General features: G+C 71.9%; 11 protein-coding genes. 3 read left to right on the top strand and 8 right to left on the bottom strand.

Annotated elements, in window-relative coordinates:
* Positions 1-14 precede the first annotated feature (14 nt).
* The 7 genes from ACPZVR_RS04420 to ctaE all read right to left on the bottom strand — a co-directional run bounded on the left by ACPZVR_RS04420 (position 15) and on the right by ctaE (position 8,286).
* Positions 15-1,160 carry a glycosyltransferase family 4 protein gene (locus ACPZVR_RS04420; protein WP_436698362.1) on the bottom strand — a complete coding sequence of 382 codons (1,146 nt, stop codon included), beginning with the start codon at positions 1,158-1,160 and terminating at the stop codon, positions 15-17.
* Positions 1,153-2,205 carry a glycosyltransferase gene (locus ACPZVR_RS04415; RefSeq protein ID WP_436698361.1) on the bottom strand — a complete coding sequence of 351 codons (1,053 nt, stop codon included), beginning with the start codon at positions 2,203-2,205 and terminating at the stop codon, positions 1,153-1,155. Before ACPZVR_RS04415 ends, ACPZVR_RS04420 begins: the two co-directional genes overlap by 8 nt.
* A 79-nt stretch (positions 2,206-2,284) precedes the next feature.
* Positions 2,285-3,748 carry a sugar transferase gene (locus tag ACPZVR_RS04410; RefSeq protein WP_436698360.1) on the bottom strand — a complete coding sequence of 488 codons (1,464 nt, stop codon included), beginning with the start codon at positions 3,746-3,748 and terminating at the stop codon, positions 2,285-2,287.
* A 146-nt stretch (positions 3,749-3,894) separates the two neighbouring features.
* A complete protein-coding gene (gene qcrB, locus ACPZVR_RS04405; RefSeq protein WP_436698359.1) occupies positions 3,895-5,610 on the bottom strand; it encodes a cytochrome bc1 complex cytochrome b subunit in 1,716 nt (571 codons plus the stop codon).
* A complete protein-coding gene (gene qcrA, locus ACPZVR_RS04400; protein ID WP_436698358.1) occupies positions 5,600-6,703 on the bottom strand; it encodes a cytochrome bc1 complex Rieske iron-sulfur subunit in 1,104 nt (367 codons plus the stop codon). Before qcrA ends, qcrB begins: the two co-directional genes overlap by 11 nt.
* The gene (gene qcrC / locus ACPZVR_RS04395; RefSeq protein WP_436698357.1) at positions 6,700-7,575 is read right to left on the bottom strand and encodes a cytochrome bc1 complex diheme cytochrome c subunit; all 876 of its coding nucleotides are present in this window, start codon (positions 7,573-7,575) and stop codon (positions 6,700-6,702) included. The genes qcrA and qcrC overlap by 4 nt, the downstream gene beginning before the upstream one ends.
* 57 nt (positions 7,576-7,632) lie before the next feature.
* Complete coding sequence (ctaE, locus tag ACPZVR_RS04390; protein ID WP_436698356.1) at positions 7,633-8,286, bottom strand: aa3-type cytochrome oxidase subunit III; 654 nt, start codon at positions 8,284-8,286, stop codon at positions 7,633-7,635.
* A 106-nt stretch (positions 8,287-8,392) separates the two neighbouring features.
* Between ctaE and ACPZVR_RS04385 the strand changes: the two genes are divergently transcribed.
* The 3 genes from ACPZVR_RS04385 to trpD are packed head-to-tail and all read left to right on the top strand — an operon-like array spanning position 8,393 to position 10,819.
* The gene (locus ACPZVR_RS04385; protein ID WP_436698355.1) at positions 8,393-9,358 is read left to right on the top strand and encodes a cytochrome c oxidase assembly protein; all 966 of its coding nucleotides are present in this window, start codon (positions 8,393-8,395) and stop codon (positions 9,356-9,358) included.
* Between the two features lie 10 nt (positions 9,359-9,368).
* Positions 9,369-9,770 carry an Rv3143 family two-component system response regulator gene (locus ACPZVR_RS04380; RefSeq protein ID WP_436698354.1) on the top strand — a complete coding sequence of 134 codons (402 nt, stop codon included), beginning with the start codon at positions 9,369-9,371 and terminating at the stop codon, positions 9,768-9,770.
* Positions 9,771-9,796: 26 nt separating this feature from the next.
* A complete protein-coding gene (trpD, locus tag ACPZVR_RS04375) occupies positions 9,797-10,819 on the top strand; it encodes an anthranilate phosphoribosyltransferase (protein WP_436698353.1) in 1,023 nt (340 codons plus the stop codon).
* A gap of 44 nt (positions 10,820-10,863) precedes the next feature.
* Here the strand turns inward: trpD and ACPZVR_RS04370 are convergent, their stop codons facing one another.
* Positions 10,864-12,285 carry a hypothetical protein gene (locus ACPZVR_RS04370; protein ID WP_436698352.1) on the bottom strand — a complete coding sequence of 474 codons (1,422 nt, stop codon included), beginning with the start codon at positions 12,283-12,285 and terminating at the stop codon, positions 10,864-10,866.
* Position 12,286: the final 1 nt, after the last annotated feature.

The raw sequence follows: 12,286 nt of genomic DNA, 5'->3' as shown, positions 1-12,286 counted from the left end.
TGCCGGAACGCGCCTCATCGCTCCACGACCGCCTTCACGGCGCAGACGTAGTCGGCGGCCACGCGGTCCCAGCCGTGGTCGGTCGACGCCGCGGCGAGTGCGTTGCGCGAGCACTCGGCGTAGCGGTCGGTGTCGTCGAGCAGGTGGGACACCGCCGCCGCGATGGCCGCCGGATCGACGGACGCCGCGACGAGTCCGCAGCCGGTGGCCTCGATCTGCTCGACGAGACCGCCGACCGGCGTGCCCACGACGGGGACGCCCTCCGCCAGGGCGATCGACAGCACCCCGGACTGCGACGCCTCGCGATAGGGGAGCACGAGGACGTCGAAGTCGCCCACCACCTGGTTGGTCAGGTCCTCGGGCACCCAGCCGAGGTTCCACTCCACGCGATGGCCTGCGTGGCGGAGCTCCGGCGGGACGGTGCCGTCGCCGTGGATCCGGGTGACGGCGGGAACCCCGCGCCGGGCCAGGACGGTGGATGCCGCCACCAGGATGTCGAGGCCCTTGTAGGGAAGGAGCCGACCGAAGAAGCCGACGACGGGCGGGTCGTGCCGAGGTGCCCGCCGCGGCGCCGTCGGGCTCTGGTCGCCGAACGCCCCGTGGACGGTGACGAACACGGGAAGGCCGCCCTGTCGTCGACGGAGGTCGGCGGCCACCGTCTCCGACAGGGTGACGACGGCGTCCGCCCGGCCGATCTCAGCAGCGCGCGCCCACAGCTTCACGACGTGGTCGTCACCGGCATGGGGAGTCGCGTCGTGGACGGTCACCACGAGCGGGGTCCGGCGTGGCAGCAGGAGTCTGATCGCGAGGGAGTGCCACAGGCTGTACATCGGCGTCACCACGACATCGGCCTCGGTGGCGCGGAGGAACCGCCGGAACCTCAGCACGTTGGCCATGAGGCGCGGCAGTCCCAGGACCACGCCCCTGGCAGTGGTGTAGGTGGCGACGGCGAGCCGCCGTACGCCGAGGTCCGCGACGTCGGCGTCACGCTCGGTGCCGGCGACGTCGGAGATCGAGAGCCGGATGTCCGTGCGGCTCCGGAGTGCGCGGGCGAGCTCGTAGGTGAGCCTCGGTCCGGCTCCGTTGCGCCCCCAGTGCAGCAGGACGACCGAGAGCGGCCGGCCGTCGGGGCCGGAGGGATCCTGGAGATGCTCAGGCAACGCCGTACGCCTCCAGGAGCCGGGTCCGCTGCACGTCGGGGGAGTGCTCGGCGAGGGCGAGGTCCCAGAGGCGACGGTTCTCGTCGGCCGGACCGCGGGAAGGACCCAGGAGCTCGGCGGCCAGGGCGGCCAGCTCGCGCGGGCTGTCTCCACGCACCGCTGCGGGCAGGTGGCGGAACGCGGCGATGTCGCGCACGACGATCGGCAGGCCGACCCGGTGGGCCTCGAGGACGGACATGGGGAAGCCCTCCCAGGCGGCCGTGTGGAGATACAGGTCGGCCGAGGCGAGCAGGTCGAGTGCGCGGTCACGCGGGACCCAGTCGGTCACCTCGACGCCCGCCGCCTCGAGACGGGCAGATCCCGCGAGGTCGCCACCGCCGATCCAGCGCGCGCGGACCTCCCGTCCGTGCCGCCGCAGCTCGTGCAGCGTCGCACGGAAGAAGTCGGCGTCCTTCTGGGCGGAGATCCGCCCGAGGGCGACGATCGTGGGCGAGGCCAGGCCCCGAGACGGGAGGTCGGCCCGGCTCACGGCCGCCACGTTGGGGACGTGGACGGCCCGGCGGCAGGTCCGCCAGGACCGCGCCGTATGCGCCTCCTCGACCGAGCAGCCGGCGATCGCGCTGGTGTTGACGGCGAGGAGCCACTCGGCGAGCCGAAACACCCGGCGTGTCGTCGGGGAGATGTCGGTGCGTTCGAAGCCGAAGCAGTGGGGTGTGTAGACGACCCGCACAGGTCGGCCGGCGCGGACCGCCAGGCGAGCGTACAGGCCGGCGAAGCTCGAGTGGGCGTGGATGACGTCGGGCGCCAACCGCCGGACGGCCCGCCGGACGGACCCGATGCTCCGGACCGCTGACGCGGGCAGCTCGGCCACGGTCGTGAACAGGGACTCCTCGCCGAAGGGGACGTAGTCGTCGCGGATCCGCCGGAGCAGATGGTGCTCGAGGTCGGGGGTGCTCCGGACGTACTGGACGGTCGCGGTGAGCGATCCGCTTCCGTAGCTCTCGATCACGTGGAGCACGCGGACGGACGAGGCTCCTGTCACCATGCTCCTCGCCTCGCCCCTCTCAACCGGGCGTCCCCACGCGCCGCTGGCTCCGGACCCGCAAGATATCGCGACGCGACGCTCAGAACGCGCCTTCGCCGCGCACGACCGCGCGTGCCGTCCGGGCGAGGATCGCGAGATCGCTGGTCATCGACCAGTTCTCGACGTACGAGAGGTCCAGGCGCTCGGCCTCCGCGGCGCTCAGCTCCGCGCGGCCGGACACCTGCCACAGGCCGGTCATCCCGGGGCGCACCCGCAGCCGACGGTGCATGGCCGGGCTGTAGCACGCGACCTCCTCGGCGACCTGGGGGCGCGGACCGACGAGGCTCATCTGACCGGCGAGGACGTTGAGCAGCTGGGGGAGCTCGTCGAGCGACCAGCGGCGCAGGACGGCGCCGACGCGGGTCACCCGCGGGTCGGCGGGCAGCTTGAAGAGCAACGGCGTCGCAGCGTGGGCTCCGACGAGCGCCGCGTGCCGCGCGGCGGCGTCCGGCACCATGCTGCGGAACTTCCAGAGCCCGAACTCCCGGCCGTCGAGCCCGATCCGGCGATGCCGGTAGAGCACCGGGCCGCCGTCATCGAGCTTGACGGCCGCGGCGACCGCGAGCAGGAGCGGAGCGAACACCAGGAGCAGCAGGGCCGCGCCGACGCGGTCGAACACCGCCTTGCCCCAGCGCAGGGCCCGGGCGACCTGTGGTGGGTCCACATGGACGAAGGGGAGGCCGGCGACGGGGCGCAGCCGGATCCGAGGGCCCGCCACGTCGATCAGGTTCGGGACCACGACGAGGTCGATGTCGGTGTCCTCGAGCTCCCAGCCCAGCCGACGGAGATCGAGCGAGGAGGAGAACGAGCCGTTGGCGATGAGCAGCGTGTCGGCGTCCTGCTCGCGGCACGTCTCGACAGCAGCACCGGGTCGACCGAGGACCGGCACCGGGAAGGACGGGGCGGAGCCCTCGACGCAGGCTCCGACGATCCGGTATCCCAGCTCCGGCTGCCGGGCGAGGGCGGCACCCAGCTCGCTGACAGCGACCGCGTCGCCGACCACGACCATCCGGTTGACCAGGCGGTGGCCGCGTCGCAACCGGGCGACGACCCGGCGTACGGCGTACCGCTCCAGCAGCAGGCCCGTGGTGCCGATGCCCCAGGTCAGTGCGAAGTAGCCCCGCGACATGTCGTAGTCGACGAGGTACGCCGCCATCGCGACGACTCCCGCGCCGGCGAGCGAGCCGCGGAGCAGCGCCTTGAGCTCCTCGCCGCCGCGGGCGAGGGTCCGGGAGGACCAGGCGCCGGCGAGAGCCAGCGCGCCGAGCCAGACGGGGAGCACCCATCCGAAGTCGAGGAGCGGGACGCCCGTGACCCTGTCGACGTCGGCGGGCGGCCAGGTGGCGAAGCCGAACTTCACGGCGACGGCGACCAGGGCGGCGAGGCCGAGCGTGACCACGTCGAGCCCGACGACGACCGCCCGGATCCGGGTGAGACGGCGCGCGGTGGCGCTCCGCAGGCGCGGGCGCGCCGGGGCCAGGGGAGAGGTCAGCACTGCCGTCATCGCCCCGCCCTTCCGCGTCGTCCCCACACCGTCGTGAGCACGCTATGCGGCGGGTCGCGCCACCGGGATCCGTCGATCCGCCGGAAATGCCGACAGGCTCTAGTCCTTTCGGACTAGGACGTGGGAGACACGCCCTCGCCGTCGGATCAGTGCTCGGCCGGACCGTGCCGGTTGGGGCCGGCGGCGATCTGCGACTCGAGCTCGTGGAGCTCGTGCTCCGCGTGGTGCTGAGCCTCGTGCAGCTCCTCGGCCGTGGGCTTCTGGACGTTGTCCGCGAAGAACACGGTGGCCAGCTTGGCGCGCAGCTTGCGCAGGCGCAGCCGGCGTCCGGTGACGCCCGAGGCCTCGATCTCCTCGGCCGTCTCCGGCCGCGGGTCGTCGTCGCGAGCGGTGAGCGTGTAGGCCTTGCCCTCGGGGAGCGGCAGGTGCTTCTCCGCGTAGCCGCCCTCGGGCGAGCGGACCAGGACACCGGACTCGTAGCCGTGGAGCAGCTTGCCCTCGTCGTGACGCTGGAGCGAGATGCACCAGCGCCGCGTGATGATGAAGGCGATCACCGGGCCGATGATCACGGCCCCTCGCATGAAGTAGGTGATCTGGTTGATGCTCAGGTGGAGTTTGATCGCGATGATGTCGTTGCCGCCCGCGGCCCAGGACAGGCCGTAGAAGGTCATCAGCGCGACCATGATCGCGGTCCGCGTCGGCGCGTTGCGCGGACGCTGGAGCAGGTGGTGCTCCCGCTTGTCGCCGGTGATCCACGACTCGATGAACGGCAGCGCCATCAGCAGCATCAGCAGCAGCGGCGGCATCACCAGGATCGGGAGCATGACGTTCCAGGAGAGCGTGATGCCCCAGATGTGGGTCTCCCACGGCGGGATGATCCGCAGCAGGCCGTCCGGCCAGCCCATGTACCAGTCGGGCTGGGAGCCCGCGGTCACCTTGGACGGGTCGTACGGACCGATCTTCCACACGGCGTTGATCGAGAACAGGCCGCCCAGCATCGCGATCGTGCCGAACACGATGAAGAAGAAGCCGCCCGCCTTGGCCGCGTAGACCGGGAGCATCGGGTAGCCGACGACGTTCTGCTCGGTGCGGCCGGGCCCGGGCCACTGCGTGTGCTTGTGGTAGACGAGCAGCAGCATGTGCGCGGCCACGAGCGCGAGCAGCAGGCCGGGGATCAGCAGGATGTGCACGGCGTAGAACCGGGGGATGATCGAGTCGCCGGGGAACTCGCCGCCGAACACGAAGAACGACATGTAGGAGCCGACGACCGGCGACGCCTTCATGAAGCCGTCCGCGGCCCGCACGCCGGTGCCCGAGAGCAGGTCGTCGGGCAGCGAGTAGCCGGTGAAGCCCTCGAGCGTGCCGAGCAGCAGGAGCAGGCAGCCGATGACCCAGTTCAGCTCGCGGGGCTTGCGGAACGCACCGGTCAGGTAGACGCGGAGCATGTGGATCATCATCGAGGCGATGAAGACGTGCGCGGCCCAGTGGTGCATCTGCCGCATGAGCAGACCGCCGCGGACGTCGAAGGAGATGTCCATCGTCGAGGCGAAGGCCGACGACATGTGGACCCCGCGCAGCGGGTCGTAGGCGCCGTTGTACTGGACCTCGGTCATGCTCGGGTCGAACCAGAGCGTCAGGAAGACGCCGGTCAGCAGCAGGACGACGAAGCTCCACAGGGCGATCTCGCCGAGCATGAACGACCAGTGGTCCGGGAAGACCTTGCGGATGTTCTTCTTCATCGCCGTGCCGAGGCCGAGGCGCTCGTCGGCCCAGGTGGCGATGGCACCGGCGGCCTTGCCGCCCTTGGCCGTGGCGGGCGTCGTGCCGTTGGTCGAGGCGACCTTGCTCACATCAACGCTCATAGTAGTCACGCTCCCAGAAGCTCGGGCCGACCGGCTCGTCGAAGTCGCTCTGCGCGACCAGATAGCCCTCGTCGTCGACGGCGATCGGCAGCTGGGGCAGCGGCCGGCCGGCGGGGCCGAACACCACCTTGCCGGAGTCGGCGAGGTCGAAGGTGGACTGGTGGCACGGGCAGAGCAGGTGGTGCGTCGTGCGCTCGTTCAGCGAGATCGGGCAGCCGACGTGGGTGCAGATCTTCGAGTAGGCGACGATCCCGTCGACCGCCCAGTTCTCCCGGCTGTCGCCCTTCGCGTCCTTGCCCGGGATGATGTCGGCCGGGTTCATCCGCAGCAGGATGAGCGACGCCTTGGACTTGTGGATCTGGAGGTTCACGCCCTCGACCTCGGTCGGGTCGATGTCGTAGCGCTCCGGGTTGTGCAGGGCGTCGGGCTGGCAGTTGACCAGGTCGCCGATCTCGAGGTCGGAGGCGAGGATCGGGGTCCAGATGCCGTCGCGGACGATCCGCATCGGCTTGTCCTTCAGGCCCTTGCCCCAGATCGTGTGGTACAGCTTGTCGCCCGGCAGCGGACCGAGGTCGCGCAGCAGGACCACGGCCGGCAGACCGAGCAGGCCGACCGCGCCGAGGAGCGAGTTGCGGATCAGCGGCCGGCGGCCGATGCCGGACTCGTTGAGCCCGTCGGTGATCGCCTTGACGGCGACCTCACGGTCGTCGTCGGGGGAGCGGGCCGGGTGTCGCAGCTCGACCATCTCGTGGTCGGCCATCAGCTTGCGGGCCCAGTGGATGACGCCGACGCCGATGAACATCAGGGCCAGGCCGAGGGTCAGGCCCAGCGCCATGGTCGAGGCGCCGAAGCCGGCGATGACGTGCCAGTCGTCGCCGATGTCGAGGGTGAAGTAGGCGACCAGGAAGAGGACGGTCGAGACCGCGGAGAGGCCGAACAGCGTGGCGACCTGGCGCTCGGCCCGCTTCTCCTTGGCCGGGTCGACGTCCGTGGGCCGCCACTGGTGCTCGGGCAGGCCCGGGTCGGGGATCGGCCCGGCGACCGCGAGCTCGCCCCCCTGCGGGTCGGAGTGGGTGTCGTGTGCGTCGGTCACGCTGCCGCCTCGTCCTTCTTCTTGCTCGAGCGGGTGGTGTGCGCCGCGATCCAGACGGCGAAGCCGACCAGGAGGCCGATGCCGCCGATCCAGGCGATGATGCCCTCACTCACCGGGCCCAGGCTGCCCAGCGTGAAGCCGGAGTAGCTCGGGCTCTCGTCGAGCTCGTTGAGGTAGGCGATGACGGCCTTCTTGTCCTCGGGCGGGATGTTGCCGTCGGAGAAGGTGTCCATCGACTGCGGGCCGGTGAGCATCGCCTCGTAGATGTGCTTGGAGTCGACACCGCGGATCTTGGGCGCGTAGCCGCCGCGCGGCATGGCGCCGCCGGAGCCCTCGAAGTTGTGGCACGCGGTGCAGTTGGCGAGGAAGATCTGGCCGCCGCGGGCGACGAGTTCCTGAACCTCCTTCTCGCTCATGCCCTCGGTGGAGTAGAGCTCCTTGTCCGGGATCGCCGGACCGGTGCCGAGCGTGGCGACGAACGCCGACAGCGCGGCGGTCTCCTCCTTGGTGTAGACGACCTCCTTGCGCGGCGCCTGCGCACCGGGCTGGGCCATCGGCATGCGGCCGGTGCCGACCTGGAAGTCGACGGCGGCGGCGCCCACGTCGGTCAGGGCCGGGCCGTACTGCGAGCCGCCCTGGGTCAGCACGCCCTCGCCGTTCTGGCCGTGGCAGAACGCGCAGCCGACCAGGAAGAGCTCGCGACCCTCCTTGACCAGCTCCGCCTGGCTCTGGTCGGTGTCCGCTTGGGCCGGCGCGAGCGCCGCGTAGAGACCGCCCGTCAGCAGCAGGCCACAGACGAGCACCAGGAGTCCGGCGATCGGACCGCGGCGGTGCCGCGAGAGTCGACCGGCGGATCGGTTCAGAAGGCGCACATTCAGTCCTTGTCAGTCCGGAAGATCCAACAGCTCTTCGTCATCGGGTCCGCCTCGTCACTTGATCAGGTAGATCGTCGCGAACAGGCCGATCCACACGACGTCGACGAAGTGCCAGTAGTAGGAGACGACGATCGCGCTGACCGCCTGCTCGTGGGTGAAGCGCTTGGCGGCGTACGTGCGGCCGAGGACGAAGAGGAAGGCGATGAGGCCGCCGGTCACGTGGATGCCGTGGAAGCCGGTGGTCAGGTAGAACATCGTGCCGTAGGCGTCGTTGGGGATCGTGACGCCGTGGTGGATGAGCTCGGCGTACTCGAGCGCCTGTCCGCCGATGAAGATCGCGCCCATGACGTAGGTCAGGATGAACCACTCGCGCAGGCCCCACTTGCCGACCTGCAGCAGCGATCCCGCGCGCGAGACCTGCCCGCGCTCGGCGGCGAAGACACCGAGCTGGCAGGTGAACGACGACAGCACCAGGATCGTGGTGTTGACCGACGCGAACGGCACGTTCAGCAGCTCGGTGTTCTCCGCCCACATCTCGGGCGAGACCGAGCGGATCGTGAAGTACGCGGCGAAGAGGGCCGCGAAGAACATGAGCTCGCTGGACAGCCAGATGATGGTGCCGACGGCGACCATGCTGGGTCGGTCGTGCTGGCCGTGCAGGCGCGAGGCCGGAAGTGTTGCCGAAGCTGAGATCGCCACGGGCGCCATTATGGCGTCTAACGCTCCGGGGCGGCACCCGACCCCCCGTTCTGAGCGATAACCACGCACGACCTAGGCTCGAACAGGTCCTGACGGGGGCAGGGAGGTACGCGTGGTGCTGGTGTGGTCATCCGGCGCGGCCGGGGTCGAGGACCTGCCCCCCTTCGACGGCGGAGCGCTGCTCTCCGAGTGGGGCCTCGCGCCGCTGCCGCTCGTGGTCACGGTGTGGGCCGCCGGTCTCTACGCCCTGGGGGTGCTCGCGCTGCGCCGCCGAGGCGACCACTGGCCCGCCGGTCGGGCCGTCGCCTGGGGCCTCGGCCTGCTCGCGTTCTACCTCGCGACCTCGTCCGGCCTCGCCGCCTACGACACCGTGCTGCTCAGCGCGCACATGGTCCAGCACATGGTGCTGTCCATGGTCGTGCCGCTCTCGCTCGCGCTGGGCGCTCCGGTCACCCTCGCGCTGCGCACCCTGCCGCGCCGCCCCCGCGGCTGGCTGCTGGCCGTGCTGCACTTCCGCGTGGCGAAGGTGCTGGGCTTCCCCCCGTTGACCTTCGGTCTCTACGTCCTGTCGCCCTGGGCGCTCTACTTCACCGGCTGGTACGACGCCTCGCTCCGCTCGACCTACGTCCACGAGATGATGCACGTCCACCTCGTCGCCGTCGGTGCGCTCTTCTTCTGGCCGATCGTCGGCGTCGACCCGCTGCCGGGGCGGGTCGCGCACCCGTTCCGGGTCCTGCTGACCGTGATGACCCTGCCGTTCCACGCGTTCCTCGGCGTGACGATCATGGGTCAGAAGACGCTCCTGGGCGGCGACTGGTATCCCAGGCTGCACGACGGCCCGCTCGGCGCGTGGCTGCCCGACCCGTACGACGATCAGAGGCTCGCCGGCGGGATCCTGTGGGGAGCCGGCGACCTGGTCGGTGTGGGCTTCTTCGTGGTGCTCTTCGCCCAGTGGGTGCGCGCCTCGATGCAGGAGGCCCGCCGCGAGGACCGGCGCCTCGACCGCCTCGAACGGCAGCAGGACCGGGAACGGCGCGCCGCGACCGAGGTCACACCGACGGACGGCGCGTCGTCCGAGTAGCATCACGCGGGTGACTACTCCTGCGACACTGAAGGTGCTCGTCTACAGCGACGACGTCCACACCCGCGAGCAGGTCATCCTGGCCCTGGGGCGGCGGCCCCACCCGGACCTGCCGGAGCTGGAGTACGTCGAGGTCGCCACCGAGCCCGTGGTCATCCAGAACATGGACGCAGGTGGTCTGGCCCTCGCCATCCTCGACGGCGAGGCGGTCCCGGCCGGCGGCATGGGCATCGCCAAGCAGCTCAAGGACGAGATCCTCGACTGTCCGCCCCTCGTCGTCCTCACGGGGCGCCCGCAGGACGCCTGGCTGGCGACCTGGTCGCGCGCCGACGCCGCCGTGCCGCACCCGCTCGACCCGATCCAGCTCGCGGAGGCCGTGATCTCGCTGCTGCGCGCCCGCGTCCCGGCCTGAGCGGGCATGGAGCGGAAGACCCAGCGATGACCTGGCCCGACGTCCTCGGCACCCTCGTCGCCGGGGAGGACCTGACGCCTGCCCAGTCGGCCTGGGCGATGGGCGAGATCCTCGCCGGCGAGGCCACTGCGGCCCAGATCGCCGGCTTCATGGTCGCCCTGCGCGCGAAGGGGGAGTCGATCGACGAGCTGACCGGGCTCGTCGAGGCCATGTACGCCGTGATGACGCCCATCACCGTCCCCGGCCGGCTCCTCGACGTCGTGGGCACCGGCGGTGACCGCTCCTTCTCGGTCAACATCTCGACCATGTCCGCGATCGTCGCGGCCGGCGCCGGTGCGCGGGTGGTCAAGCACGGCAACCGGTCGGCCTCGTCGCAGGCCGGCACCGCCGACGTCCTCGAGGCTCTCGGCGTCCGGCTCGACCTGCCCGCCGACCGCGTCGCCGAGGTGGCCGAGGAGGCCGGCATCACCTTCTGCTTCGCCGCCGCCTTCCACCCGGCGATGCGCCACGCGGCCGTGCCGCGCAAGGAGCTGGGGATCGGTACGGCGTTCAACGTGCTCGGCCCCCTCGCGAACCCCACCCGGCCCGCGGCCCAGGCCATCGGCTGCGCGGACGTGCGGCTCGCGCCGATCATGGCCGGCGTGTTCGCCCGGCGCGGCGTCGACGCCTGGGTGTTCCGCGGCGACGACGGACTCGACGAGCTCACCACGACCACCACCTCGCGGCTGTGGGTCGTCCACGACGGAGAGGTCGACGAGGTGACCGTCGACCCGGCGCGGTGGGACATCGCGCGCGCGACGGCCGAGGACCTGCGCGGCGGCGACGCCCGGCACAACGCCGGCGTCGTCCGGGACCTGCTCGCCGGCAGGTCGGGTCCGGTGCGCGACGCGGTGCTGCTCAACGCCGGTGCGGCGCTCGCCGTCTACGACGCCCCCGGGACGGCGTACGACGAGGCGCTGGGCGCGGGCATCGCCCGGGCCGCCGAGGCCATCGACTCCGGTGCGGCGCAGGCCACGCTGGACCGCTGGGTCGCCGCCGCCGGACGCTGAGCCCTCGGCACGGCTCCGGCTCGGCGGGGCCCGCCGGATGCGTCTCAGGGACGCTCGGCCGGCGGTGGAGCGAGGAGCACCATGCCACCGTCGCGCTGCTCCACCGACCAGTCCCGGTCGGCGAGCGCGTAGGTCACCGGGTCGTCGAGGGGGAGCAGCGCGGCGTCCGGCGCCAGCCGCGCCAGCGTCGCGTCCCAGCCGGGCTCGAGACGCGCCAGGTCGGCGTACCGCTCGAGCTCGGCGTCGGTGTAGACGTCGCCGTATCCGTGCAGCGGGATCTCCAGGTGCGGCTCGGTCCAGAGCAGGACGCTGCCGACCCGCCAGTCGGTGACGACGACACTGCCCGGCGGCAGCTGGTCGAGCGCGGCGGTGAACGGTCGGACGTCGTCGGCGGGGTCGTCCAGGACGGACTGACTCGGGATCACCGCCAGCACGAGGACCGCGAGGGCGGCCAGACCGGCGCCCTCGGGCCAGGTGATCCGGGGCGCCGGCCGTCGCGCGGCGCCTGCGACCACGCAGGCGAGCACGATCAGAGCCAGCGGCAGGGTGCGCTGGGAGTAGACGGCGAACACGCCTCCCATCCCCAGCAGGCCGATGTCGTAGGGCCGGGCGCCGCGGCGCACGAGCAGCAGCACCGCTGCCACCAGGAGTCCGGTCACGGGCAGCGCGCCCACCGTGATCAGCTCGGGGGAACGCCACTCGTGGAAGTACTCGGCCCGTGAGTTCACCAGCAGCACCGCCGAGAGCAGCCGCGGGCCGACCGGCGTGACCAGGCCCGCCAGCAGCATCGCGACCGGCACCGCCAGCAGGGGCAGGGTCGCGCGCCGGAGAGGGCGGCGCTCGACGACGACGGCGACGGCGAGCACCGCGCTCGCGCCGACGCCGAGGACCCACATGCCGTGGCAGGTCGCCCACACCCAGGCAAGCGGGACCAACAGCCAGGGCGCGCGGCCCGTGCGGCGGGCCCGGTCCCAGGCCGCGACGACGGCGACGAGGAACAGGTAGCTGAGCACCTGGGGGCGCAAGGAGAGGCTGGGCAGCCAGCCGGCCACGACCACCGCGGTGAGCGTCGCGGCGGTGGCCGGGCCGGCCCGGTGGCGCAGCAGTAGGTAGAGCGTGCCGGCCAGCGACGTCGCGGCGGCGCCGAGGAGGATGACCAGCCCGGTCGTGCCGGCGACGTCGTCGACCCACGACAGCCCCACCTGGGGGAGCCACTGGGTCGGCACCCAGTCGTTGGTGGAGGCGCTGCTGAGCTGACCGGGGTGGGCGATGGACCAGCCGTGCCGGAACTCCTCGCCGAAGCGGAGGTGGAAGTAGGTGTCGAAGGCCCGGAACGGGCGCCGGGCCAGCAGGACCAGGAGGAGCGCGAGCAGGCACCCGACGAGCACCGGGATCGCCCGGCCGAGCAACGGGAACCGCGACGGCGTCGCGCCGGGCTGCTCGGCCCGGGGCCCGGCGTCGGACACG

Origin of the sequence: Nocardioides segetis (assembly GCF_051390595.1) — a bacterium.
GTDB lineage: Bacteria > Actinomycetota > Actinomycetes > Propionibacteriales > Nocardioidaceae > Nocardioides.
The sequence above is the reverse complement of the archived record's forward strand: the minus strand, read 5'-3'. Positions and strand labels throughout refer to the sequence as shown.

What these genes read in the sequence shown, in the direction of transcription:
- ctaE (WP_436698356.1), bottom strand. Translation starts at nt 8,286, where the DNA reads ATGGCGCCCGTGGCGATCTCAGCTTCGGCAACACTTCCGGCCTCGCGC.
- trpD (WP_436698353.1), top strand. Translation starts at nt 9,797, where the DNA reads ATGACCTGGCCCGACGTCCTCGGCACCCTCGTCGCCGGGGAGGACCTG.
- ACPZVR_RS04415 (WP_436698361.1), bottom strand. Translation starts at nt 2,205, where the DNA reads ATGGTGACAGGAGCCTCGTCCGTCCGCGTGCTCCACGTGATCGAGAGC.
- qcrB (WP_436698359.1), bottom strand. Translation starts at nt 5,610, where the DNA reads ATGAGCGTTGATGTGAGCAAGGTCGCCTCGACCAACGGCACGACGCCC.
- ACPZVR_RS04410 (WP_436698360.1), bottom strand. Translation starts at nt 3,748, where the DNA reads ATGACGGCAGTGCTGACCTCTCCCCTGGCCCCGGCGCGCCCGCGCCTG.